This is a genomic window from Sphaerisporangium corydalis (assembly GCF_025506355.1).
GTDB classification, from domain to species: domain Bacteria; phylum Actinomycetota; class Actinomycetes; order Streptosporangiales; family Streptosporangiaceae; genus Sphaerisporangium; species Sphaerisporangium corydalis.
Map to the genome: position 1 here is coordinate 14,996 of NZ_JANZYP010000082.1, position 25,002 is coordinate 39,997.

18 protein-coding genes are annotated in these 25,002 nt (G+C 69.9%); 7 read left to right on the forward strand and 11 right to left on the reverse strand.

Annotated elements, in window-relative coordinates; all coding sequences use genetic code 11:
- Nucleotide 1: 1 nt before the first annotated feature.
- Together NYZ98_RS36810 and NYZ98_RS36815 are read right to left on the reverse strand one after the other, a co-directional pair.
- The gene (locus NYZ98_RS36810; RefSeq protein WP_262849158.1) at nt 2-841 is read right to left on the reverse strand and encodes a GNAT family N-acetyltransferase; all 840 of its coding nucleotides are present in this window, start codon (nt 839-841) and stop codon (nt 2-4) included.
- Entirely contained in the window at nt 838-1,347 is a 510-nt protein-coding gene (locus NYZ98_RS36815; protein ID WP_262849206.1) for an HNH endonuclease, read from the reverse strand. The genes NYZ98_RS36810 and NYZ98_RS36815 overlap by 4 nt, the downstream gene beginning before the upstream one ends.
- A 370-nt stretch (nt 1,348-1,717) precedes the next feature.
- Between NYZ98_RS36815 and NYZ98_RS36820 the strand changes: the two genes are divergently transcribed.
- Nucleotides 1,718-3,790: a prolyl oligopeptidase family serine peptidase gene (locus NYZ98_RS36820; RefSeq protein ID WP_262849160.1), complete on the forward strand. Its 2,073-nt coding sequence runs from the start codon at nt 1,718-1,720 to the stop codon at nt 3,788-3,790.
- Nucleotides 3,791-3,844: 54 nt separating this feature from the next.
- On the opposite strand, the gene purU is transcribed toward NYZ98_RS36820, so the two are convergent.
- Nucleotides 3,845-4,693, reverse strand: coding sequence for a formyltetrahydrofolate deformylase (gene purU / locus NYZ98_RS36825; RefSeq protein ID WP_262849162.1), 849 nt, complete (start codon nt 4,691-4,693; stop codon nt 3,845-3,847).
- A gap of 215 nt (nt 4,694-4,908) precedes the next feature.
- On the opposite strand from purU, the gene NYZ98_RS36830 reads away from it, so the two are divergent.
- The gene (locus NYZ98_RS36830) at nt 4,909-5,358 is read left to right on the forward strand and encodes a hypothetical protein (protein ID WP_262849167.1); all 450 of its coding nucleotides are present in this window, start codon (nt 4,909-4,911) and stop codon (nt 5,356-5,358) included.
- A gap of 64 nt (nt 5,359-5,422) precedes the next feature.
- Nucleotides 5,423-5,905 (forward strand): NUDIX hydrolase, encoded by a 483-nt coding sequence (locus NYZ98_RS36835; protein ID WP_262849173.1) that lies wholly within the window; start codon nt 5,423-5,425, stop codon nt 5,903-5,905.
- Between the two features lie 31 nt (nt 5,906-5,936).
- Here NYZ98_RS36835 and NYZ98_RS36840 read toward each other — a convergent pair whose 3' ends face one another.
- From NYZ98_RS36840 to NYZ98_RS36850, 3 genes are all read right to left on the reverse strand, one after another.
- Nucleotides 5,937-7,889, reverse strand: coding sequence for a tetratricopeptide repeat protein (locus tag NYZ98_RS36840; RefSeq protein WP_262849181.1), 1,953 nt, complete (start codon nt 7,887-7,889; stop codon nt 5,937-5,939).
- A 250-nt stretch (nt 7,890-8,139) separates the two neighbouring features.
- The gene (locus NYZ98_RS36845; RefSeq protein ID WP_262849183.1) at nt 8,140-8,637 is read right to left on the reverse strand and encodes a GNAT family N-acetyltransferase; all 498 of its coding nucleotides are present in this window, start codon (nt 8,635-8,637) and stop codon (nt 8,140-8,142) included.
- Nucleotides 8,634-10,193 (reverse strand): XRE family transcriptional regulator, encoded by a 1,560-nt coding sequence (locus NYZ98_RS36850; protein ID WP_262849185.1) that lies wholly within the window; start codon nt 10,191-10,193, stop codon nt 8,634-8,636. The genes NYZ98_RS36845 and NYZ98_RS36850 overlap by 4 nt, the downstream gene beginning before the upstream one ends.
- 323 nt (nt 10,194-10,516) lie before the next feature.
- Here NYZ98_RS36850 and NYZ98_RS36855 point away from each other — a divergent pair, with 323 nt between their 5' ends.
- The 4 genes from NYZ98_RS36855 (at nt 10,517) to NYZ98_RS36870 (ending at nt 14,220) form a co-directional block, all read left to right on the forward strand.
- Nucleotides 10,517-10,786 carry a hypothetical protein gene (locus NYZ98_RS36855; RefSeq protein WP_262849187.1) on the forward strand — a complete coding sequence of 90 codons (270 nt, stop codon included), beginning with the start codon at nt 10,517-10,519 and terminating at the stop codon, nt 10,784-10,786.
- Between the two features lie 444 nt (nt 10,787-11,230).
- Nucleotides 11,231-12,241, forward strand: coding sequence for a mechanosensitive ion channel family protein (locus NYZ98_RS36860; protein WP_262849190.1), 1,011 nt, complete (start codon nt 11,231-11,233; stop codon nt 12,239-12,241).
- Between the two features lie 14 nt (nt 12,242-12,255).
- Nucleotides 12,256-12,645: a globin gene (locus NYZ98_RS36865; RefSeq protein ID WP_316249643.1), complete on the forward strand. Its 390-nt coding sequence runs from the start codon at nt 12,256-12,258 to the stop codon at nt 12,643-12,645.
- Between the two features lie 30 nt (nt 12,646-12,675).
- On the forward strand, nt 12,676-14,220 hold the full coding sequence (locus NYZ98_RS36870; protein WP_262849192.1) for a glycoside hydrolase family 13 protein: 1,545 nt from the start codon (nt 12,676-12,678) through the stop codon (nt 14,218-14,220).
- Nucleotides 14,221-14,412: 192 nt separating this feature from the next.
- Here the strand turns inward: NYZ98_RS36870 and ettA are convergent, their stop codons facing one another.
- From ettA to NYZ98_RS36895, 5 genes are all read right to left on the reverse strand, one after another.
- A complete protein-coding gene (gene ettA / locus NYZ98_RS36875; protein ID WP_262849195.1) occupies nt 14,413-16,077 on the reverse strand; it encodes an energy-dependent translational throttle protein EttA in 1,665 nt (554 codons plus the stop codon).
- A 10-nt stretch (nt 16,078-16,087) separates the two neighbouring features.
- The gene (locus NYZ98_RS36880; RefSeq protein WP_262849198.1) at nt 16,088-17,392 is read right to left on the reverse strand and encodes a GGDEF domain-containing protein; all 1,305 of its coding nucleotides are present in this window, start codon (nt 17,390-17,392) and stop codon (nt 16,088-16,090) included.
- Nucleotides 17,393-18,030: 638 nt separating this feature from the next.
- Nucleotides 18,031-19,527: a single-stranded DNA-binding protein gene (gene ssb / locus NYZ98_RS36885; RefSeq protein WP_262849200.1), complete on the reverse strand. Its 1,497-nt coding sequence runs from the start codon at nt 19,525-19,527 to the stop codon at nt 18,031-18,033.
- 862 nt (nt 19,528-20,389) lie between these two features.
- Nucleotides 20,390-22,045 carry a GTP-binding protein gene (locus tag NYZ98_RS36890; protein WP_262849202.1) on the reverse strand — a complete coding sequence of 552 codons (1,656 nt, stop codon included), beginning with the start codon at nt 22,043-22,045 and terminating at the stop codon, nt 20,390-20,392.
- The gene (locus NYZ98_RS36895; protein ID WP_262849204.1) at nt 22,042-23,730 is read right to left on the reverse strand and encodes a dynamin family protein; all 1,689 of its coding nucleotides are present in this window, start codon (nt 23,728-23,730) and stop codon (nt 22,042-22,044) included. Before NYZ98_RS36895 ends, NYZ98_RS36890 begins: the two co-directional genes overlap by 4 nt.
- Nucleotides 23,731-25,002 lie beyond the last annotated feature (1,272 nt).

Consider the following 25,002-nt stretch of genomic DNA (forward strand, 5'->3'; position numbering starts at 1 on the left):
ATCAGGGTACGGCGTGCCGCGCCCCGAAACGGATCCGCGAGAAATCCGCGACCGGCCGGTAGCCGATCGCCTGGTACACCATGTTGCTCCGGGGGCCGGCGAGGTCGGCGAACAGGAGCACCTGCTCGGCCCCGTCCGCCAGGGCCTTGCGCGACACGGCCAGGGCGACCGCCGCCCCGTACCCGTGGCCACGATGGACCTCGGGAGTATAGACCGGGGCGACCCTGGACATCTTCTCGATGGGCGAGGAGGCGCCGGCGAGGGCGACCGGCCGGTCCCGGACCTGCCAGATCATCAGTTCCGCGTGGCCGAGCCGGTCCTCGACGAGCGGGGTCGGGTCACGGCCGTCGTCCACCCCGGCGTCGCGGCGGAACCGCCGGTACCACTCGACCACCAGGTCGAGGTCGGCGGCCCCGGCCACGCGGGGCTCGCCCGACGGCTGGGGATCGGGCCGCGCGTAGGCGCTCAGCCGGTAGAGACGCTCGTCGACCCGGCCGATCTCGGGCTGGCCCCACGCGGCGGCGAAGGTCTGCGCCAGCGTGCCGGGGCCGACCACCGAGGCCAGCGGCCTCCCCTGCGCGGCGAGATCGCGGGCGAGCCGCTCGATCGCGTGCGGCGGGGACTTCGCCAGCAGCAGAGGGTAGGGCGGCACCCGGCTCGCGGCGCCGCCCACCTCTCCGTCCTCGGTCCACCAGGCGAAGAACGCGCCATCGGCCACCGGCCCGCGCAGGGAGTGGTCGAGCACGGTGAGCGGCACCGTGTTCAGCGCCGGATCACGACGTAACCATGCCTCCACCGCGTCGGCGTAGGCTCCGATGTCCTCGGTGAAGGTCCAGGTCACGCCGCCGTCTCCGCCAGGTAGGGCGCCCACTGGGGGTCGCCGTCGAACTGGGCGCCGATGAGCCGCCAGTGGACGCCGTGCGGCACGACCGGGGCGACGCGCAGCGACCACCCGATCTCCTCCAGCAGCCGATCGGCCTTGCGGTGATTGCAGGGCATACAGGATGCGACGCAGTTCTCCCAGGTGTGCAGCCCCCCTCGGGAGCGGGGCAGCACGTGGTCGATGGTCTCTGCCCGCTGGCCGCAGTAGGCACAGCGGTAGTCGTCCCTGCGCATGAGGGCGGCCCGCGTCAGCGGGATCCGCGACCGATAGGGGATGCGGATGTACCGTCTCAGCCGGATGACCGAGGGCACGTCCACGGTGCGCGAGGCCGAGCGCAGCACGGCGCCCCTGCCATCGCGGTGTACGACGTCCGCCTTCTCCCTGATCACGAGCACCACGGCACGGTGCAGGTTGAGGGTGGTCAGCGGTTCGAAAGTTGCGTTCAGCAGCAGGACCTGGCGCATCAGCGGGCCTTTCCCGCCGTGCACGACATCGTAGTTAGGGATGTGCCGAGGCACATCCCGGCTTGCGGCCCGTCGTCTTGGGCCCCGGATGCTTCCGTCACGTGGACCTCCGCAGGACGGCCCAGCGGATGGGTTCCACGGCACCGCCCTCCAGCAAGTGTGGCCTCTCGGCCGACCCTCCCGCCACCCCAATTAACGGTCGTGTCGTCCAGACCCCGCCTTCCGGTTTATGTCCGGTTAACCCCGCTTAGCAAACCTATTGGGGAAAGATCACTCTTGGCGGGCGTGATCTGCCCCGTCCGCCACAAGCGAAGGGCTTGCCAAAACGATGTCCCTCGATCGGTAACGGTGGTGCCATAAGCTCGCTTACATGACGCGAGAGCCGTATCCGAACGCACGCCGTGACGACGTGGTGGACGACTACCACGGCACGCCGGTGCCCGATCCGTACCGCTGGCTGGAGGACGCCGACCAGCCCGAGTCCAAGGAATGGCTCGACGCCCAGAGTGATCTGTTCACCAAGGCGATGGGCGCGTCACCCATGCGCGAGGGCTTCCGCGACCGCGTCGCCGAGCTGGTGCGGTCGGGCTCGGTCGGCGCCCCGGCGTGGCGGGGCGACCGGCGCTTCTTCATGCGCCGCACCCCCGACCAGGAGCACGCCGTCCTGTACACCGCCGACCCCGACGGCACCGAGCACGCCCTGCTCGACCCCATGGCGATGGACCCCTCCGGCCTGACCACGGTGGACTCCTGGCAGCCCGACAAGGAGGGCCGGCGGCTCGCCTACCAGATCTCCGTCGGCGGGGACGAGGAGTCCCAGCTCCACGTCGTCGACGTCGAGACGGGCGAGCGGCGCGACGGGCCGATCGACCGGTGCCGCTACTCCCCCATCGCCTGGCTCCCCGGCGGCGAGGCGTTCTACTACGTGCGCAGGCTCCCGGCCGACCAGGTCCCGAAGGGCGAGGACCAGTATCACCGCCGCGTCTACCTCCACCGCCTCGGCACCCCCACCGACCAGGACGTGCTGATCTTCGGCGAGGGCCGGGAGAAGACCAACTACTACGGCGTCTCGGTCTCCAGGGACGGCCGGTGGCTGTCGATCTCGGCCTCCCGGGGCACCGCCCCCCGCAACGACCTGTGGACCGCCGACCTCCTCGCGTCCTCCCTGGAGGCGCCCGAGCTGGTCAGCGTCCAGCAGGACGTGGACGCGCAGACCGGCCTGCTGTTCGGGCGCGACGGCCTGCTGTACGTCTTCACCGACCGTGACGCCCCGCGCTGCCGTGTCTGCGTGACCTCCCCCGAGCTCCCGCAGCACGAGAACTGGCGCGATCTCATCCCCGAGGACCCCGAGGCGGTGCTGTCCGACTTCGCGATCCTGGACGACCTCGAACGCCCGGTGATGCTCGTCGGATGGACGCGGCACGCCATCAGCGAGATCTCCGTCCACGACCTGGCCACCGGCGAGAAGATCGGCGAGGTGCCCACCCCCGGCCTCGGCACGATCGGCGGCATCACCGAGCGGCCCGAGGGCGGCCACGAGGCCTGGTTCGGGTACACCGACAACGCCAGCCCGCCGAGCATCCAGAGGTACGACGCCCGCACCGGCGAGACCACTTTGTGGGCCGCGTCGCCCGGCGCCGTGGAAGTGCCCGAGATCACCACCGAGCAGGTCGTCTACCGCTCCGCCGACGGCACCGAAGTCCACATGATCGTGATCTCGCAGCCCGGCACCGGCCCCCGGCCGACGATCCTGTACGGCTACGGCGGCTTCGGCGTCTCCATGACCCCGGGCTTCTCCGCCGGCACCCTGTCGTGGGTGGAGGCGGGCGGCGTCTACGCGGTCGCGCAGCTGCGCGGCGGCGGCGAGCAGGGCGAGGAGTGGCATCGCGCGGGCATGCTCGGCGACAAGCAGAACGTCTTCGACGACCTGCACGCCGCGGCCGAGCATCTGATCGCCACCGGCGTGACCACACCCGGCCAGCTCGCGATCTCCGGGGGGTCGAACGGCGGCCTGCTGGTCGGCGCCGCGCTCGTCCAGCGGCCCGACCTGTACGCGGCGGTGGCCTGCGCGGCGCCGCTGCTCGACATGATCAGGTACGAGAAGTTCGGCCTCGGTGCCACGTGGAACGTCGAGTACGGCTCGGCGGACGACCCTGAGGGGTTCTCCTGGCTGTGGGAGTACTCCCCCTACCACCACGTGCGCGAGGGGGTCGCCTATCCGGCGACGCTGTTCCTGGTCTTCGGCTCCGACACCCGCGTGCACCCGCTGCACGCCTGGAAGATGGCCGCGGCGCTCCAGCACGCCCAGACGGCGGACGACCGGCCGATCCTGCTGCGCAACGAGAGCGAGGTCGGCCACGGGGCGCGGGCGGTCAGCCGCTCGGTCGAGCTCATGGCCGACCAGCTCGCGTTCCTCGCCCAGCACACCGGCCTCACCGGCTGACCCCGCCCCTCGCCCGCGCGTGGTGAGGGGCGCGCCCGTGCCGAAGGAGACGTGCTAGCGCGGGAAGACGATCGTCTTGTGGCCGTCGAGCAGGACGCGCTGCTCGGCGTGCCAGCGCACGGCCCGGGACAGCGCGAGGCGCTCGACGTCGCGGCCCATGGCGGCGAGGTCCTCGGGCGAGTGGGTGTGGTTGACCCGGGCGACCTCCTGCTCGATGATCGGCCCCTCGTCGAGGTCGGCCGTCACGTAGTGCGCGGTCGCCCCGATCAGCTTCACGCCGCGCGAGTGCGCCTGGTGGTACGGCTTGGCGCCCTTGAAGGACGGCAGGAAGGAGTGGTGAATGTTGATCACCTTGCCGGACAGCTTGGAGCACAGGTCCTCGGAGAGCACCTGCATGTAGCGGGCCAGCACGACCAGGTCGGCCCGGTAGTGCTCCACCAGCGTGAGCACCTCCGCCTCCTGGCGCGGCTTGGTCTCCGGGGTCACCGGCAGGTGGTGGTAGTCGATGCCGTACGACTGGGTGAGGGGCCGCAGGTCGGGGTGGTTGGAGACCACGCCGACGATCTCGATGTCCAGCAGCCCCGACCGCTCGCGGTAGAGCAGGTCGTTCAGGCAGTGGCCGAGCTTGCTCACCATCACCAGCACCCTCGGCCTGACCGCCAGGTCGTGCAGCCGGAACTCCATCGCGAACTCCGGGGCCAGCGCGGCGAAGCCCGCCCGCAGCTCGTCCTCCACGAGGCTCGCGGTGAACTGGACGCGCATGAAGAAGCGCCCGGCGACCGGGTCGCCGAACTGGTGGCTCTCGGTGATGTTGCACCCCCGCGCGGCCAGCAGCCCGGACACCGCCGCCACCACTCCGGGCCGGTCCGGGCAGGACAGGGTCAGCACATAGTCCGAGCTCATCGACTTCCCCTCTTCGCTCGCGTTGAGGCAGATTACCGCTCCGGACCGGCCGTCCGGCCCTTCCTTCCGCAGGTCGCGCCAACTACTTCGCGGCCGCCCCTGCGGCGTCGCCACGACGGCCGGGCGCCGATCGCCGGGTTCGCGGCGGTGCACTCACCGGGCGGACGAGAGGGGGAAGTACAGTGGCGCCCGGATGAGCGGAGAGGAGCCGGCGGGTGCTGAAGTGGGACACATTGTCACCGGGTGAGAAGCGGGCGGCCGTCGCGCTGGCGGCCATGCTCCCAGGCTACGTGAACGCCGTGTTCGTGGCGGAGCACCTGGCCGAGGCCATCGCCTGGCAGCGTGGCGAGCTGACCGACCAGGAACTGAGCGAGCAGACGGGCTGGACGCTCAACGCCACACCGGAGCAGTACGCGGACATGGCGCTCAAGTCGGCCGAGGAGGCCGGTGTCGACCCGGTGGAGTGGCTCGACGCGATGAAGGGCGCCTACGAGGAACAGCGTGCGATCGCGGCAGAGCTGCAGGAGCAGAGCATGCACCAGACGGCCCGCCGTCCCGACGAGTTCTGGCAGATCATCAACGCGAACTCCTGGCCGGAGGGCCTGGAGGACCAGGCCACCGAGCCGTCCAAGAAGCCCGAGGACCCTGAGGACCAGCGCCCTTGAGCATCGAGCCGCTGAGGAGCCCTGAGATGCCGGAAGGGCCTGCCCTGACGCCGCGGAGAAGATCATGACGGTGACCAGCGACCGGCCGGCGGCCCGGGTGGTCGGCCTGGACGGGCACGGGCGGGTGCTGCTCCTGCACTGGCGGGATCCGATCGCCGGCGTGGACTTCTGGGAGCCGCCGGGCGGCGGGATCGAGCCGGGAGAGACCCCGCTCGCGGCGGCGCGGCGCGAGCTGATGGAGGAGACCGGCCTCCCGGGGGACGCGGTGACCGACCGGTGGGTCCCGGTGCACCGCGACTTCCACTGGCTGGGCGTCCACTATGTGAAGGTCGAGCCGTTCTACCTCGCCCGCTTCGCCGGGACCCCCGGCGTCCTGCCCGTCGCGATGACCGGCGAGGAGGACGCCACCTACCTCGGCCACGGCTGGTTCTCCCCCGGCGAGCTGGCCTCCATCACGGTCGACCCCGCCACCATGGCCGAGGTGCTCACCCACCTTCTCGAAGCCGAGCGGTCGAACGGCCACAAGGCCGAGGGGCACGAGGGCTAGAGCGTCCGGCCACAGGGGCGTCAGGGCGTGATCATGGCTCGTCCGCCATGTCCTGCAGCGCCTGAACGACGTCGGGATCGCCGGGGTCCAGGGCGTGGGCGCGGCGGAGGTCGTCCCGGGCCTCGCCGAGCCTGCCGAGGTCCCTGAGGGCGATCGCCCGGTTGAAGTACAGGACCGCGCTCTCGTCCAGCTCGATCGCCCGCGTCAGGTCCGCGACGGCGCCGAGCGGATCCCCCGTCTCGTACAGCAGGCTCGCGCGGCTCGCCCAGGCCGGCACCAGGCTCGGAGCGCCGGAGATCGCCACGTCGAACGCCGCCCTGGCCTCCTCGGCATGCCCCGCGGCGGCCTCGAGCTGGCCGAGCACGCACGAAAGGTGCGGGTTCGCGGGGGCCAGGGCCAGCCCCGCGTCCACGTCCGCCCGCGCCCGATCGTCCAGCCCGAACTGGACGAGCAGGCCCGCGCGGTTGATGTAGGCGTCCAGGTAGCCCGGGTCGAGCTCCACCACGTGGTCCAGGTCGGCCATGGCGCCGTCGAGATCTCCCAAGGCGAGCAGGAGCTGGGCCCGGTTGTAGTAGCCCTCCGACAGCGGCGGGCTGAGGCGGATCGCGCTCTCGTAGTCGGCGAGCGCCTCCTCGGGCCGGCCCATCTGGAACAGCAGGTTGCCCCGGTCGAGGTAGTAGTCGGGGTAGGAGGGGTCCATCGCGATGGCGGCGTCCAGGTCGGCCCGCGCCTCCTCGGGCAGGCCGATCAGCCCGAGGAGCTGGGCGCGGTTGGCGCGAAGGATCATGCGGTGGATGAGGTGCCGTTCGGGGAGCAGGTCGGAGTCGGCGAGCTCGATGGCCGACTGGACCAGGGACAGCGCCTGGTCGACGTGGCCGCCGCGCATCTCGATGAGCGCCTTGCCGTTGAGGTCGAAGCCCAGCTTGAAGGCGCGTACGGCCCGGTCGGGCAGCAGGTCCGAGATGGCGATGGCCTCGTTGATCCACCCCAGGGCCCGGCCGAGGTCGCGCCGGGCGGGGTCGGGATGGCGCGCGTCGAGCATGGCGGTCCCGTACGCGGCGGCGGAGTGGACCTCGGCGTCCAGGCTGAGGCGGCGGGCGCGTTCGTACAGCTCACGCGCCTCGTCCCTGCGGCCGAGCCCGGCCAGGGCGGTCGCCGTGGCCTGGGTGAGGTTCCACCACCGGCCGGCCGAGGGGGCGGCCAGCCGCAGGCCGCGCAGCCCGAGGTCGACGGCCGCCTCCAGGAACCCCTCCCGCATGCAGTGGTCGAGCGCGGCCCAGAGGGCCTCGACGCCCTGGCCCGAGGGGTCGCTGCCGTGCTCCCGGTGGTAGGGGATCGCGCCGTAGGCGAAAGAGGTGCCGCACTCCAGCTCGCCGGCCCGCCGGTCGTGCAGGCGGGCGCGTCGCTCGGAGGGCAGCGCGCGGTACGCGGCGACCGCCAGGGGATCGTCCAGGGTGCCGTCGGAGTCGATATAGGCCTCCGCGAGGCCTTCCGGATCCGCCGGAGCCGCTGATTCGGACTTTATGTAGTGGCCGGCGAATAATTCACCGGGCGCGTCACTGGAGCAGGCCACAATGGTCAGCAGCCCGGGGTCCAATCGGCGGGCGAGTGTGGCGATGAGCTCACGATCGGTCCCGTCGGCCTCGTGCACGTTGTCGATCACCAGAGCCTGGGGGGCCACCCCGCAGTCGCGGATGAACTCGGTGATCCCGTTGGCGATCCGCAGGGTGCGTCCGGGAGCGGGCACGAGGATGCGTTCTTCCTCGGGAAGCCGCGCGGCGAGCTGCTCCCGCCGGGGCGGCACCCGCTCGCGAAGATCGGGTGCCGCCGCTCTGATCTCGATGTCGTGCTCCGCGACCACGTCAGGCAGGCGTTCCAGCGCCGCGGGCACCACCGCGCGCAGGAGGGACCCGCCGAAGGTGTACGGCCCCCGCAGGCGACGGTGGGCGTCGAAGACGGGGGCCGGCCACACGGGGAGACCCATGCCGGCGAGCGCGTTCAGGCGGTCCCCCGAACGCCCGCCCCAGAGCCAAAGGTGATCAGGGCACGGGGTCACCCCTTGTGGATCGCGCTGGCCGTCCCGGTCAGGTGCACCATGCCAGGCTTGCGGACGATGATCTTCTTCATCGCTTGCCCTCCTCGGGTCTTCAGCTACAAAGACCTAATTATTCGGACAAATCGACAATCCGCAAGCATGGCCCTGGATTACATCACCTTAAGTGGATATATTGCTTCTAACGGGTGAGTTGCGATGAAGGCTGGCCTATCAGCTGCTTCTCTCCGTAAACTACGACAAGTCCTCCTCTCTCCTCTCTCCGTACTTCGCGCCAGCCGTACTTCCGGTACAGCTCCAGTGCGGCGCCCTGTCCGAGCGTGGTGTCGCCACGGAGCGCGCGATATCCGAGTTTCGTCGCGGCCTCCTCAAGAGCGTCCAGGATCAGGGTGCCGAACCCCCTCCGCTGGAAGTCGGGATGAACACGCAGGCGGCACAGCTCCGCCGTGTCGTCGTCCATTCTCCGGAGCCCGCCCATGGCGATCACACCGGAATCGCCGACCTCGCCGACCAGGAACTCGCCCCGGTCGGCCAGATAGACCTGATTGATGCGCGGGATGTCGTCCTCGTAATAGACCCCGTCCCCTTCTGTGATTCCGACCTGTGCGAGGCACGTGCGGTGCAACTCCCAGACGGCTTTCTGATCTGACCACCGATACCGCCTGAGCAGCAGCGTCATGCATCGCCCTCCGGCGCCGAGTTCTCCGGAGCCGGCGTGGCGATGAGCTCCATGTATTCCGGAAGTCCGGATATCTCTCCGCATTTAGCCCGGATCGCCTTGCCGAGGTCGACCGCCCGGCGGGTGATGATGTCGGTCCGGAAACCCGGGCCGACCCGTTTCACCGCCGCGCTGCCCATTCTCAGCGCCTCGGAGCCGTCACCTTCGAGCAGCCTGCACTGCGCCTGGTCGAACCGGATGAGGGTCTGGTCGAGCAGGTCGCCGTCGTACTTCTCCAGCGCCTGCTCCAGGATCAGGTCGGCCTCGATCGTCTGGCCGAGCCGGGTGAGCGCGTCGCCCTGGTGGAAGTAGAGCTGGCGCTCGGTGTAGCCGAAGACCGTGTCCTCCTGCTGGGCGGGGCTCATCTGGGCGAACGCGGCCCGCGCCCGCGCCAGCGCCCGCTTGGCCTGGTCGACGACGTCCTTCTTTCCTCCTGAGTGGGCGAGCATGGACAACGCCCGCGCCTCCACCACCGGGGCCATGGCCTTGGCGGCGCACGGGGTCTGCCCGGCGAGGTCGCGGCTCTTCTTGGCGAGGTTCAGCGCTTCCCGGGGATCGCCGTAGAAGAGGGGGACGAGGGCCTCACGAGCCGTGACCCAGGCGCGCAGCGCCCGGTCCCCGGTCTCGTCGGCCGCCGTGCGTGACGTACGGAAGAACGCCCTGGCCATCCGCTGGTCACCGAGATCGATCATGATGATCCCGGCCAGGCCGGAGAGCCTGGCGGCCAGGGCGCAGAGCCGTTCCTGGAGATCGATGGGCTGGTGGTGCCCCATGGCCTGGCGGACCGTGCTGAACTCCAGGAGCACATCGCAGAGCTGCCGCATCGGCGGGGTGTTCATGTACTGCCGGCCGAAAGACGCCGCCGATTCCTCCCAGTGGTCCAGCATGGCCGGTGAAACGGTGGTCGACACGAGGGTCTCGTCCATGCGCCGGCGGATACTGTCGGCCGCGCCGAGCATCGACTCGTTCATCGGCACGGTCGTGCCGGCGATGAGTAGCAGCAGCGTTCTACGTAACACGTTCTCGTCCTCCTCACCCCCATCCGCAGAGGGGTCGCTGAGCGGCTTGATGAACAGCTCGCGCGAATCGGGGGGACTGTCGGGTTGGACCTCGCCGAGGCCGCCCCGGACGACGCCCGGCATCCGGTGGCCGTGGCCACAGATGCACGGGCCGTCGTATCCGAGGGCGACCGGCTCTACCCGGTAGACGGAACAGAGGTAGTGGAGATACTCCGGACCGGGGCGCTTCAGCCCGCTCTCGTAAGCGCTCAGAAGCGTTTCGCCGATTCCGGGCATCGGTTTACCGTCGCGTTCGAACAAGGCACGCACCTGTTCGATGACATCGGCAAGAGCGATGCCAAGCGCAAGGCGGTGGGATTTGATTCGTGTTGTCCCAAATTGGGGACCACACTCCTCAAAAACCTCCTCGGCGATTCGCGGCGCACTGCGCCCGACCGCCAGACCGCGCGCCCGGGTTCGCCGAGCCAACTCCGTTTCCTTGTGCTGTCTGCCGGACATACCGGCCCCTCTCTTGTGGCCAGCCGCTCGTCCTGGTCTGCTATCCGACCGGTCCCACCTGCGCTGACGCAACACTGTCCGGGATACGCTGCGTCTATTGAGAATGATGGACCAGTTATGACCAGGCGTGAAAGGACGATAGTCACTGCTGACATAGAATCGTCCCCCGCCGGGGACGTTCTTTCAACCCAGTTGAAATATCAGCCCACCTACGCTGCGTCGGACCTTCGTTGACCCCATCGGCACCGGTGGGTCAGATTTGGCCAACCAGCCCCGATTCACCGGCATCATCGCCGTCGGGTCGGTCTAGAGGAAGGCTCGAAGTGAACGACGGCTTCCAGCACTTGGAACGACTGGTCGACGAGCTCGACGCTCGGGGGCTGCTCGCCCGGGTGGTGCACACGCAGTCCGGACGGGCGTTCGTCCGGGTGATCAATCCGAACGCCACCAGCCTCGCCGAGAACGTCACGTGCCGGCCGCAGGCGACCCCCGCCTATTACTGGTGGTCGTGGGGAGAGCGCATGCACCAGGTCGATGATCCGGCGGGAGCCGCGACCAAGGTCGCCCGAGTACTGGCCGCGGTGAGCGAGTAAGACACAGAAGGGACGCGGTGCAGCGCAGTCACCGTGTCCATCCGTGTCCACCGCGGCTTTCCGGAGCCGGCGGGGTGTCCGGTGCGGAGCGTCCGGGCCTGTGGAGACACAGCGCCAGGGCGCTGGGCACCCCGTCGGCTCCGCACATGACAGCCATCGGGTCAGGATCGGTTTTCCGGTCCGATGGTGATCGGGGAGATTCCCCGATCGGGTACGGGGTGGGACACGCTTCCGGGTGCGTGTCCCACTCCGGGCGGTTCGTCACCGGGGTGCCTTGGGCCCGCCCTCCGCGGCCCCGGGCCAGGGCACTCCCGTCTTCCCCGGCGTGATGTGGCGGCGGCCGGGCAGGTCGGCGAAGTCAGTTCGGTCAAGTACCGTTCCGTCTAGGTCAAGCACCGATAATTGTCTTCGCCGACCGGCCCGATCCGAAGGGGATTCTTCCGCGTGTTCCTGTTCGTCCTAGGCCCCACCCCGACTCCGACCCCGACCCCCACTGGTCTCACCGACCTCGCGACCCAGGCCGCAGATGCCGTGATGACCACGTGCGGCGGCGACGGCGGCAGGGACGACGTGCTCTGCGTTCTCCTGTCGAACGCCCTGCCGCCGACCTGGGCGTCGCCGGTGGCCTGGGTCATCAGCCTGATCCTCATCGTGCTGGCCGCGCTCTTCGTGCGCGCGATCCTGCACCGGCTGATCGAACGGGTGATCCGGCGCGCGGCGGACGGCGTCATGCCCGAGCGCCTCCGCGTCAGGTCCCCCACGATGTTCGACGGCACCTCGGCCGTGCTGAGCGAGCGCCGGCGCCAGCGGGCCCAGACGCTGGGCTCGGTGCTCAGCAGCCTGCTCTCCATAGTGATCTTCGGCACGGCCGCGCTGATGATCCTCGGCCGCTTCGGGATGGACCTGGCCCCCGTCCTCACCAGCGTCGGCATCCTCGGAGTCGCCGTCGGCTTCGGCGCCCAGGAACTGGTCAAGGACTTCATCGCCGGCATGTTCATGCTGATGGAGGACCAGTACGGGGTGGGCGACCTGATCGACACCGGTGCGGCCGTCGGCACCGTCGAGGCCGTCACGCTGCGCATCACCCGCCTGCGCGACGCCGACGGCCGGGTCTGGTACGTACGCAACGGCACCATCACGCGCATCGGCAACGAGTCCCAGGGCTGGTCGCGCGCCCTGGTGGACATCCCGGTGGCCTACGACGCCGACATCTCCAGGATCCGCGCCCTGCTCAAGGAGATCGCGGCCGACATCTGGGACGACTCCGACTTCCGCGACGTCGCGATCGTCGAGGAACCCCAGGTCTACGGGCTGGAGCAGATCTCCGACAAGGCGATGATCTTCAGGATCACCGTCAAGACCGTCCCGGCCAAGCAGGCCGAGGTGGCGCGGGAGCTGCGCATGCGCGTCAAGTCCGCCCTCGACCTGGCCGGCATCGCGCTGGCCGGGGTCTGAGTAGGCTGAAGGACGTGTCCGCTACTCCTCCGGAATCCATGTCCTTCTACGACGCCGTGGGCGGCTCGGAGGCCTTCGAGCGCCTCGTGCACCGCTTCTACCAAGGCGTCGCGGAGGATCCGCTGCTGCGCCCGCTCTACCCCGAGGAGGACCTCACCGGGGCCGAGGAACGGCTGCGCATGTTCCTGATCCAGTACTGGGGCGGCCCGAACACCTACGGGCAGCGGCGCGGGCATCCCCGGCTGCGCATGCGGCACGCGCCGTTCGTCATCGGCGAGGCCGAGCGCGACGCGTGGCTGCGGCACATGAAGGACGCGGTGGAGTCCCTGGAGCTGCCCGAGGACCTCGAGGCCAAGCTCTGGAACTACCTCGTGTACGCGGCCCAAAGCCTCCTCAACGCATAACCCCCCCGCGCGAGGGGCAGCCAAGGACATGTGACTAGCTCCCCTTGGTGGCGTGACGCCGTCGTTTACGAGATCTACGTTCGCAGCTTCGCCGACGCCTCGGGAGACGGCGTCGGCGACCTCCAGGGGATCCGTTCCCGCCTGCCCTACCTCGCGGAGCTGGGCGTGGACGCGGTCTGGCTGACGCCCTTCCAACCCTCTCCCATGGCCGACGGCGGCTACGACGTCGCCGACTACCGCGACGTCGAACCACTGTTCGGCACCCTCGCCGACTTCGACGCCCTGGTCACCGACGCCCACGCCCACGGCCTGCGGCTGATCGTGGACATCGTGCCCAACCACAGCTCCTCGGCGCACGCCTGGTTCAAGGCGGCCCTGGCGGCGGCGCCGGGCAGCCCCGAGCGTGACCGCTACATCTTCAGGGACGGCGAGAAGCCGCCGAACAACTGGACGTCGGTGTTCAGCGGCCCGGCCTGGACCCGGCTCCCGGACGGCCAGTGGTACCTCCACCTTTTCGCCCCGGAGCAGCCGGACTTCAACTGGCGCAACCCCGAGGTTCATGAGGAGTTCCTGGACGTCCTGAGGTTCTGGCTCGACCGAGGGGTGGACGGGTTCCGCATCGACGTCGCGATGGGCCTGTACAAGGACGCCGGCCTCGCGGACGTCCCTCCCTCGGGCGAGGGGTTCATGTCCCGGTCGCCCATCTGGAGCCGGCCCGAGGTGCACGAGGTCTACCGCGAGTGGCGCAAGGTCCTGGACTCCTACCCCGGGGACCGCTCGGCCGTGGGCGAGGTGTGGACCGACACCCCCGAGGACCTGGCGCTCTACGTGCGGCCCGACGAGCTGCATCAGAGCTTCAACTTCGCCTGGCTGGAGGCGCCCTGGTCCGCGACGGCGTTCCGCAAGATCATCGATGACACGCTCGCCGCGGTCACGGCGCCGACCTGGGTGCTGTCCAACCACGACGTGATCCGGCACGTCACCCGGTACGGCGAAGGCTCCCTGGACCCGGACGCCGGGCTCGCGCGCGGGCGCGCCGCTCTCCTCGCGATGCTCGCCCTGCCCGGGTCGGCGTACCTCTACCAAGGGGAGGAACTGGGGCTTCCTGAGGTGAAGGACCTTCCCGCGGAGGCGCGGCAGGACCCGATCTTCATTAGGTCCCACGGCGAGCTCCCCGGACGGGACGGATGCCGGGTGCCGATTCCCTGGTCCGGCACGGCCGCGCCGTTCGGGTTCTCCCCCGAGGGCGGGCATCCGTGGCTGCCCCAGCCGGCCGGCTGGGCCGCGCTCACCGCCGAGCACCAGGAGGGCGACCCCGCCTCGACGCTGTCGTTCTACCGGCGGGCGCTGGCGCTGCGCCGGTCACTGCGGGCGTCCCTGCCCGGCACTGTCACCTGGCTCGACGCTCCCGGCGACGCGCTGGTGTTCTCCCGGGGCGAGCTGACGTGCGCGATCAACTGCGGTACGACGCCCGTGCCGCTGCCGCCCCACGCGGGGCTGCTCATCTCCAGCGGCGGGCCCGACGAGACCACCCTGGCCCCCGACACGGCCGTCTGGCTCCGCACCGCCCCCTGACCCTGGTCGCCTGGTTCCGCCGACCGGCGCGATCCCCGGGCCGTCGCCTGATCGCCGGGTCGTCTTCCGGCGTCTCCGCCGACCGGCGCCGTCCCCGGGTCATCACGCCGCCTAGTCCGGCGAAACGGCAGGGCGGGCACTCTTCGGCAGAGTGCCCGCCCTGGCGGTGTCATTGATCAGCCCGCTCGCCGATCACTCGCGGGTGAGCTTGCGGTACGTCACGCGGTGGGGGCGCGCCGCGTCGGCACCCAGCCGTTCGACCTTGTTCCGCTCGTAGTCCGCGAAGTTGCCCTCGAACCAGAACCAGTTGGAGGCGCCCTCCCAGGCGAGGATGTGCGTCGCGATGCGGTCGAGGAACCACCGGTCGTGGGACGTGATCACCGCGCAGCCCGGGAAGTCGAGCAGCGCGTTCTCCAAGCTGGACAACGTCTCGGTGTCGAGGTCGTTGGTGGGCTCGTCGAGCAGCAGCACGTTGCCGCCCTGCTTGAGGGTGAGCGCCAGGTTGAGCCGGTTGCGCTCGCCGCCGGACAGGACGCCCGCGGGCTTCTGCTGGTCGGGGCCCTTGAAGCCGAACGCCGCGATGTACGCGCGGGACGGCATCTCGACGTGTCCGACCTTGATGTGGTCGAGCCCGTCGGACACGACCTCCCAGACGTTCTTCTTGGGGTCGATGTTGCCCCGGCCCTGGTCGACGTAGGAGATCTTGACGGTCTCCCCGATCGTGATGTCGCCGGAGTCGGGCGCCTCGTCATTCATGATCATGCGGAAGAGCGTGGTCTTGCCCACGCCGTTGGGGCCGATGATGCCGACGATGCCGTTGCGGGGCAGGTCGAAGGAGAGATCCTCCATGAGCACGCGGTCCACGAAACCCTTGGAGAGGTCGTTGGACCGGATGACCGTGGTGCCGAGACGGGGGCCCGGCGGGATCTGGATCTCCTCGAAGTCGAGCTTGCGGAACTTGTCGGCCTCGGCGGCCATCTCCTCGTACCGCTGCAGGCGCGCGCGGCTCTTGGTCTGACGGGCGCGGGCGTTGGAGCGAACCCACTCCAGCTCGTCTTCCAGGCGCTTCTTGCGCTTGATGTCCTTTTGGCCCTCGACCTTGAGACGGGCCGCCTTCTGCTCGAGGTAGGTGGAGTAGTTGCCCTCGTAGGGGTAGCAGCGGCCCCGGTCGAGCTCCAGGATCCACGTCGCCACCCTGTCGAGGAAGTAGCGATCGTGGGTGACGGCGAGGACGGTGCCGGGGTACTTCTCCAGGTGCTGTTCCAGCCACTGGACGCTCTCCGCGTCGAGGTGGTTGGTGGGCTCGTCGAGCAGCAGCAGGTCGGGCTGCTCAAGAAGCAGCTTGCAGAGCGCGACCCGGCGGCGCTCGCCACCCGACAGCTTGGTCACGTCGGCGTCCGGCGGGGGGCAGCGGAGGGCGTCCATCGCCTGTTCGAGCTGGCTGTCGACGTCCCACCCGTTGCGGTGTTCGAGTGCGTCCTGCAGCTTGCCCATCTCGGTGAGGAGCTCTTCGCTGTAGTCGGTCGCCATCAGCTCGGCGATCTCTTCGTACCGGGCGCGCATCGCCAGGGTCTCGGCGACACCCTCCTGGACGTTGCCCAGCACGTTCTTGGACTCGTTGAGCGGGGGCTCCTGCTGCAGCATGCCGACGGTGAAGCCGGGCATCAGACGGGCGTCGCCGTTGGAGGGGTGCTCCAGGCCGGCCATCATCTTGAGCAGCGTGGACTTACCAGTGCCATTGGGGCCCAGCACACCGATTTTGGCTCCGGGCAGGAAATGCAGCGTGACATCGTCGAGGACGACCTTGTCGCCGTGCGCTTTGCGCACGCGCTGCATCGTATAGATGTACTCGGGCATGCTCCTAAGACTAGGGGATAGCGCCGTCGGAGTTGTCCGCTCGCGCCCGGGGCGGAGGCGCCGGGGCCACCGGCAGGCAGATGCGGTCGCGTCCCAGCTCCTTGGCCCGGTAGAGCGCCAGATCGGCCGCCGCGAGCAGCTCGATGAGGTCGTCACCGTGAACGGTCATGATGGCGACGCCGGCCGAGATCGTCACCGAGATCATCGCCTCGTCCACCGGGATGGCCATTCTGCCGACGCGGGTGCGCAGGCGCTCGGCGACCCTGCGGGCCTCGCCGACGTCGGCGCGTGGCAGCAGCACCACGAACTCCTCGCCGCCGAACCGGCCCACGACGTCGTAGTCACGGAGCTGGCTGCGCAGGGCGGTGGCGACGCCCGCGAGGACCTGGTCGCCGACCAGGTGGCCGTAGGTGTCGTTGACCCGCTTGAAATGGTCGATGTCCACGATCAGCAGGGCGAGCGTCTCGCCCGTGCGGCGGGCCCGGACGATCTCGGTGTCGGCCTCGCGCTGCCAGGCCGTCGCGTTGAGCAGACCGGTCTTGGCGTCCATGCGGGCGGCGGCCTTGAGCTGGGCGTGCAGCAGGCTGCGCTGCAGGAGCACCACCGGTGGAAGCGTCAGCACCAGCAGGACGGGGCTCAGGCCGCAGGTGATGGCCACCAGGACGCCGAGGCACAGCTCGACCACGTCGAGCAGGACCCGCTCGCGGTCCCACAGGACGTCGCGCCAGCGGGTGTCGGGGTCGGCCATGTGGAGCGCGATGGCGATCAGGGCGGTGTTGAGCACGGTGAAGGACACCGCGCACGCCACCGCCAGCGCCAGCGGGCCCCCCGACCCGAGCGCCTGGCCCGTCGGGTCCTTCACCCCGGCGTGGAAGACCACCGAGGCGACACCGGCCGCCAGCCCGATCGCGGCCGAGCTGAACACGCGCCGGTAGAGCACCGTCGCCCTGACCCGGATCTGCAGTAGGAACTGCAGCGGCAGGGGCGCCAGCAGCGCGTAGACCGGCGGGAGCAGTAAGGCGACGGGAAGCCACCAGGCCGAGAGCAGGTCGCGGGAGACCCCGGCCGGCATGCCGAGGCGACGGGTCGCCTCGATGCAGACCGCTCCGCAGGCCATCAGCGCCACGAACGTCAGCAGCTCCGACCAGCGGAACACGGTCGAGACGCCGAGGTACCCCACAGCGCCCACCGCGAGCCCCACGGTCGCGCACAGATAGAGGACCAGAGCGGTGGGCTGTGCCAGCAGCGGCCATCGGTCGGCTAGCGGAAGCATGCCGACGCGTGACTCGACCGCGATTTCACCGGACGCCGTCATCACATCCCCCAACGCTCACATCCGTGCGGACGGTTCGTTGTATCGACTCTACGTCTCACGATGTGTAACACAATAGTCGCAGAGTGTGCGGCACGCGACGGGAACCGCTACGTTGAGCACCCGGACCATCTCGGTCCGTTGACCCAACCATGACCGCCCCGCCCTGGGCGGCCCCTTTCCCAGAAAGGAGCGCCCCCGTGCGAGGCATCATCTGGACCTGATCACCCGCACACCCCACCACCCTCCCAACCCCTCACCCCAAAAACCACTCCCCACTCCCCACTCCTCGTTCGCCACTCCCCACTCACCACTCGCCACTCCCCACTCGCCACTCCTCGTTCGCCACTCCCCACTCGCCACTCCTCGTTCGCCACTCCCGCCTCCCCGCTCCCCGCCCGACCACCCTCAGCCCATCCCCACCCGACCCCCTCCAACCCGGCGGCAGCCAGGTCGGCCAGCGACGCTCATCGACCCCACCGCTCAACCCATCGCCCCCCACGTCTACCCACCCAGCTCATCACCCCGCGACGCCGAACCCCCAGAACCCATACGTCCCCCCGGGCAGTCGGTCGCCGGGTCGACAGCGTCGGGACGCCGAACCCCCAGAGCCCAAACGTCCCCACGTGGGAAAAGCCGTCTCAGGCGGCGACACGTTCGGCGGTCTCGGGTTTCGCGTCTGTCTTGGCCCCTGTCTTCGCTCTCGCGCCCGGCTTGGCGGTGGTCGTGGCTCCCGTTTTCGTCTTTCCCTTGGCCTTGGCCCGCGTTTGCGACTCCTCGGACGCCTGCTCCTGTGGTTCGGAGTTCGCGCCGACCGCACCATCCCCACGGCGCTCAGCGAGAAGACCCCCTCCGTCCTTGTCGACAAACATGGTCTTCGCTCGCCCTGATCTGCGGGAGGGAAGATCGGTCACGGTCCTTGATTCCTTGCGAATGGGAAGATCCCCCACCTCCCCCGCGCCGTCGACGGAGAGCACGGTTGCGTCCTCTCGTCCGTCAGGAAGCAGGCCCGGCGAGTGCTCGGCAGTGTCGGATGGAGGACTGGACGCGTGTTCTGGTCGGCGGGGAGAAAGAGGGGTGACGTCGCCCGAGGTCCTGGAGGAAGGAGACGGCAGGTCTGCCAGCGAGGGGTCGAGCATGGCGGTCGAATCCGCTGACGAGAGGGCTGAAGCACCGATCAGGCTCGTAGGTGGGAGGCCACTGCCAGATGGACCTGTCGATTCCGCAGGTGAGAAACCATCGCCGGAAGGAACGGTCGATTCCGGCGATGAGAGACCACCGCCAGAAGGAACGGTCGGATCCACAGGTGAGAGATCACTGCTTGAGGGACCGGTTGGATCCACAGGCGAGAATCCACCGCCGGAAGGAGCGGCCGGATCCGCGGGTGAGAAACCGCCGTGAGAAGGAGCGGCCGGATCCGCAGGCGAGAAACCACCGTGAGAAGGAGCGGCCGGATCCGCAAGTGTGCGGGCGCTTCCGGAAGGAGCGGTTGCGTGCGCGAATGATAGGCCGCCGGAAGGAGCGGTTGGTTGCGCAGGTGATAGGCCGCTGGAAAGGTTGGTCGGATCCGCAGGTGGGAGGCCTGGAAAGCCGGTCGGCTCGGACGGTGGGAAGGTTGAAAGGGACGGATATGTCGATGGCGGGGCGGGGAGGGCTGCTGCGGACGGGGCCAGGGGATCGGCGGGCTGGCCGGCCATTTCCCAGTCTTGGGTGCTCATGTCGAGCCGCCGGCGCGCGTCCTCGTCGGCGGCCGAGGCGGGCAGGCCTCGCTGGGCCCTTTCGAACCTGCTCAAGCCACGTCTCAGGTCGTGGCCGACTGCGATCGCCTCGACCTCGGCGAGGAAGCGGCGTTCGCCCTCGCGCTCGTAGGAACGGATTCGAAGCTTGCCATGGACCACGATCGGCTGGCCGAGCTTGATCGACTGGGCGACATTCTCGGCCAGGGCGCGGTAACAACGGACGGCGTAGAACGTCGTCTCACCGTCATGCCACGATTGAGATGACTTGTCGAACACGCGCCGCGTTGAGGCAAGGCGTAGCGACGTGACGCGCAAACCGTCGTTGAAGCTGTATTGCCGGGGCTCGGCGGAGACGTTTCCGATCAGCGTGATGTAGATGTCGTTCATCGTGTCTCCCATGGCGAGCCAGCGGACGGTCTCCGCCGACGTGGAGACCAGCTTGTCCGACCTCTTCTCCCTCGAAATTTGCCGAACTCGATTCTGTGGATATCTCGCCACCCGGGACGACCCGCTGTGGATAACCCGATAGCAGCCACTCCCCTGGAAGCCAATCTCATTGATGACCAAGAGCGAGTAGTCAAGGCCGGGTCGAGCTCGCTGGGCGTCGAACTTGCCGGGCGCGTTGTTGCCGAGAGGCGGAAGGGCCGGGAGGCTCCTGGAAATACTGCCCGAGCCGAAGGCGAGGACCTTTCCAGGTCGGCCCCCGTAGATCGGCGCCGGATTCGCCGTACCACGACCCGCCGCATCGGCGCCTACTGAAGAACCACGTGGGGACAGCGGAAGATGCGCGCCGGACGGCGCGCGGGCACGTGCGGGTGCGCCCAGGGCCGGTGCGTAGGGAATGGAGGCGCCAAGTGCGGGTGCGCCCGGGGGGTGCTGTGTTCGGGGGCGTCCGGAAGGAGGGCGGGCAGGTTCGAGTTGCTCGGAGGTGGTGCGTCCGAAAGGAGCGTGGCAGGGGCGGGCGGGGGCCGGGAGGCTTCTGGGAATACTGCCCGAGCCGAAGGCGAGGACCTTTTCAGGTCGGCCCCCGTAGATCGGCGCCGGATTCGCCGTACCACGACCCGCCGCGTCGGCGCCTACTAAAGGACCACGTGGGGGCAGGGGAAGACGCGCGCCGGACGGCGCGCGGGCACGTGCGGGTGCGCCCAGGGGCCGGTGCGTAGGAATGGAGGCGCCAAGTTCGGGTGCGCCCGGGGGTGGTGTGTCCGAGGGGTGCGTCCGGAAGGAGGGCGGGTAGGGCGGAAAAGGGCTGGGAGGCTTCTTAGGGGTGGGGGCGGGTTGTGGTCAGGGCGGCGAAGAAGTCGTTGTAGCGGCGGAGTTCTTGTTCGACCGGTTGGACGACCATGTCCTTGGAGACGGCGGAGATGCGGCGGCGCATCTCGCGTTCGAGCTGGTCGCGTTCCTTGCCCGCGCCGAGGACCACGAAGTTGCGGCTGGCGATGGCCGAGAGCAGTCCCAGCCCCAGCACGCTGATCATCATCAGCCCCAGCCAGGGCAGCGCCGACACGTCCCCGAGCAGGTCGGAGGGCTGCCGGCCGATCTTGAATACGCCGTACAGCAGTATCGCGCCGGCCCAGCCGACGCCGGCGACGAACAACACCACCAGGAAGTACTGCCAGATCTTCAGCAGCCACCACCATCCGGGCACCCGGTCCAGGCGGGGGGCGATCTCGCTCAGTTCCCCGGACAGGACCTGCGGCAACCGGCTGAGCTGGGAGCGTGCCGCGTCGCGGACACCGTTCTGCCAGGCCTCGGGCATCTGGGCGCTCAGGCCGTCGCCGAGGGCCTGCACGGCGTTCTCCACCTCGGCGGGCTGCGCGCTCACCGACGCCGCGGTGACCGCCTTGATCTCGTCGCGCAGGTTGCCGAGACGCAGGCTGTTCAGCGGGTCGGGCCGGAGCCGGGCCGCCCAGCGCGCGTACGGCCAGCCGACCCAGTCCATGGAGCGCACGCCGTAGACGTTCTCCATGGCCTCCCCCACGGCCGGGACGCCGACCGCGTCGCACAGCGCGTCGGTCAGCCCTTCCTGCCGGGCGAGGTCCACAGTGGGCTGGACGGTCAGGGCGTCGCGCGCGGGAAGGACCTTGGTGAGCTTGGCCATGATGCGGTCGAGGTCGGCCTCGAGGCGCTGGATGGCGGCCCGCCGGTAGGCGACCGACTCCGCGAGCACGCTCTTGAGGCTGTTGACCCCCCGGCCCGTGGTCGCCGACGTGGGCACGATGCGGGGGTGCTGTACGCCCTCCCGCTTGAGCAGGTCGGACAGGTCGACGACGCACTCGGCGAGTTCCTCGGGCGCCAGGCGGTCGGCCTGGTTGAGCGCGAACACGGTGACCGCCTCGTGCCCCGCCAGCTCGGCGACGTACTTGCGGTGCGTGGCCGCGTCGGCGTACTTCTGGGGGTCGAGCACCCAGACGATCAGGTCGGCCACCTGGATCAGCCGGTCGGCCTCGTGGTCGGTGAGGGCGCGGATCGAGTCGTGGTCGGGCAGGTCGAGCAGGATCAGGCCGTGGAGCTGGGTCTCCCCCCGGTCCAGGGCGCTCGCGCGGGCGAAGCGGTGCCGCCACTGGATCTGCAGCCAGTCGAGAAGCGGCCCGGCCCCGTCGAGACCCCACACGCACGCGTGGGTGCGCGCGGTGGTCGGCCGGCGGACGCCCGTCGGCGACAGTTCGAGCCCGGAGATGCGGTTGAACAGGGAGGATTTACCGCTGCCCGTGCCGCCGGCCAGGGCCACGACGGTGTGGTCGCCCGAGAGCTTGAGGCGGTCGCCCGCGCGGAGCAGGAGCTGCCCGGCCTCGGCGATCAGGGCGGGATCGACCCTCCCGGGGCCGAGTTCCACGATCTTGGCCAGGGCCGATAGACGGTAGCCCAGGTCGTTGCGCGTTTCCATCGTGCCGGCTCGCACGCCGCTGACACTCATCGGGCGACCTCAAGGTTGTACGTTGCCTGGTAGAGCCGCTTGGCGGCGGCCTCGTCGGGGATCCCGGCCTCGTCGAGCACCTGGACGTATCTGAGCGTCTCCTCGTCGAAGAGGACGCTGATGCGGGCCCGCAGGTCGCTGCGCGCCCGCGTGCCGATGTTGCGCAGCGAGTCGGCGCCGAGCACTCCGCGCAGCAGCCGCTCGGGCAGGGTTCCGGTGCCGGAGGACGCCGCGACGTCGGAACTTCCGTAGCCGAGCAGTCCGATCATGAAGACCAGGGCGAGCGACTCCTCGTCGAACGCGACCACCTTGGCCACCGAGCGCTTGGTCACCGCGCCCGAACGGATCAACGCGACGACGTGCTCCTGCCAGGCTCCGACCGTGCGGCCGACCCGGCGGACGAACTCGTCCGACGGGCGGCCGAGGCCCTGCCCGGTGGCCAGGCCGTCGCCGACGCCGTCACGCTGCCGCCATCGGGCGACGACCTCCTCGGCGGCCCGCTGGCCGGCGGAGACGATCACCGATTCGAGCCCGGAACGCAGGGCCGCCTTGAAGGCGCGCAACCGCGCGGGGGCCTGCTGGGTGGTCTTGGTGGCCAGGCGGCCGGGACGGCGCAGGTGCAGGGTCTTCATCAGGTCGCCCGAGCCCGCGAAGTCCTGCCAGCGGGCGAGTACCTCACCGCGCAGCAGTGACCCGTCGCTCGTCGCCTGGTCGATCTCGGCCATCGCGCCCATGTACGCGGCATCCACGTCGGTGCGCAACTCCGCCCGGAAGGCCACCTGGGCCTCGAGGTGCCGCGCGAGGGCGGGGATCCGGCCGCGGAAGCTGTTCAGGACCCCGTCCAGGGTCGCGTCCACCGCCTGCGAGCGACGCTGATCGTCCACGGACAGCTCGGTCAGCCACATGCGCAGGTCGGCGACGTCGCCTTCGGGGAGGCGTCCCGCGGTGACGGTGGACTCGTTGATGACGAACCGCTCGACGTCACCGAGGCCGTACTCCTGGAGCATCCGGTGGAAGTGCTTGTCGATCACCTCGCGCGACCTTTCGGGCACGCGGGAGAGCACGATCGCGAGACGGGCGCCGCGTTCCTTGGCCAGTCGCAGCAGGTTCCAGGCGGGCGCGTCGGCGTACCGGGTGGCGGTCGTGACGAACACCCACAGGTCGGCGGCGTCGAGCATCCGATGGGCGATCTCGTGGTGGGTCTCCACCACCGAGTCGATGTCGGGGGTGTCGAGCAGGGCCACGCCCGGGGGGAGCCGCTCGGAGGAGGCGAGGACGAGCTGGTCGAGGGTGCCGTCCGGGCCGGGACGGTCGACCCGGATCATGGCGCCCAGCACGTCGCCCTTGGCGAACCATTCGCGGTCGTCGGGGTGGCAGGCCAGGACGGGTGTGCCGGTCGTGGGGCGCCGTACGCCGGTGGCGCTGACCTTGGCGGCGGCGAGGGTGTTGACCAGCGTCGACTTGCCCGCTCCGGTGGAACCGACCACGACGACGAGCGCGGGCGCGGTGCTCATGTGCACGCGCGGGATCACGTAGTCCTCGAGCTGGGCGAGGATGTCGACCTGGGCCTTGCGTGCCTCCTGGACCCCGGGCACGTCCAGGCCGAGCCGCAGGCCGGTGACGCTGTCCTTGAGGTTCGACAGGGCGACGGTCAGCGCCCGCGAGACGGGCTTGGGCAACGGCACTTCGCGTACGCGCTCGTGGGTCCGGAAGAGGTCGTCTCCGGTTTCGGCGGAATCGTCTGCCGTCCGTGCCGGCCCGGCAGGGTCCCAGATGCTTCGCGGAGGCGGCGCACCCTGATCGCCCCGTTGGGGGGCCTCGGACGCTTCCGCTCTCGCCGAAGTCGGCTGAGGGGCCACCGGAGTCACCGGAGCGAAGGGGTTGAAGGACCCTTCTTCGGACACGGGCCCAGGGTCGCGAACGTCCGCGATGTCCGCCGCATCCGGTGCGCCCGCGAGGTCCTGCGCGTTCGTCAGGTCCTGCGCGTTCACGAAGTCCTGTGCGTTGGCGAGGTCTTGTGCGTCCAAGTGGTCCGGCTCGTCCGCGACGTCCGGCGCGTCCGAAGGGACGTCCTCCGAGACGTCCTGGGGATCGGGAAAGACGTCCTCGGACACGGGCTGGACGTCCTCAGGCACGGCCGGGACGTCCTCGGACCCCGCCGAGACGTCTTTCCGAACGTCCGAGACGTCCGGTGACGCGGGTGGGACGTCCTCGGGCGAGGACGAGACGTCCGCCTGGTCGACGGGGAAGTCCTGGGACTCTCGAAGGACGTCCTCGGACTCGGACGGAAGGTCTCGGGCCCAGGCAGGGAGAGGGGAGAAGTCGGTAATGCCCTCGGTGGTGCCGGAATCGTCCGGGGACTCGGACAGGTTGTCCTCAGACTCGGACGGAAGGTCCCGGGCCCAAGCAGGGAGGGGGGAAAAGTCGGTGATTCCCTCGGCGGTGCCGGAATCGTCCGGGGACTCGGACCGGGCGCCCTCGGGCACGGCCGAACCGTCCCGCAGATCCGCAGGGACGTCCGTGGACTCGGATGAGCCGTCCCGCAGATCCGCAGGGACGTCCGTGGACTCGGCAGAGACGTTCTCGGACGCGGACGGGACGTCTTCGGACGCGGGTGGGACGTCCGGCGTCTGAGCGGGGACGTCTCGCGATCCGGGAAAGCCACCTTCGGACGCTGCGGATTCCGGTGGTGGGGCGGACGGGGTCAGGCGGGGCTTGAAGGCGTCGAAGCCGGCGAGGTCGCCGTCGCTCTTCGGCCCGCCGAGGGGCCACGCGCCGGGGCGCCCCGCCACGACACGATCGGGGCCGACGGCACGCTTAGGCAGGGCACCCGGCGCGGCGCCACTACCCGGGGTGGTACGAGGCGTGGTGGGGTCGCCGCCTGGAGTGGTGCCGGCGGCGGGGGGCGTGGTGGGGGCGCTGCCTGGGGTGCCAGGCGTGGGTGTGGGAGGGGGCGG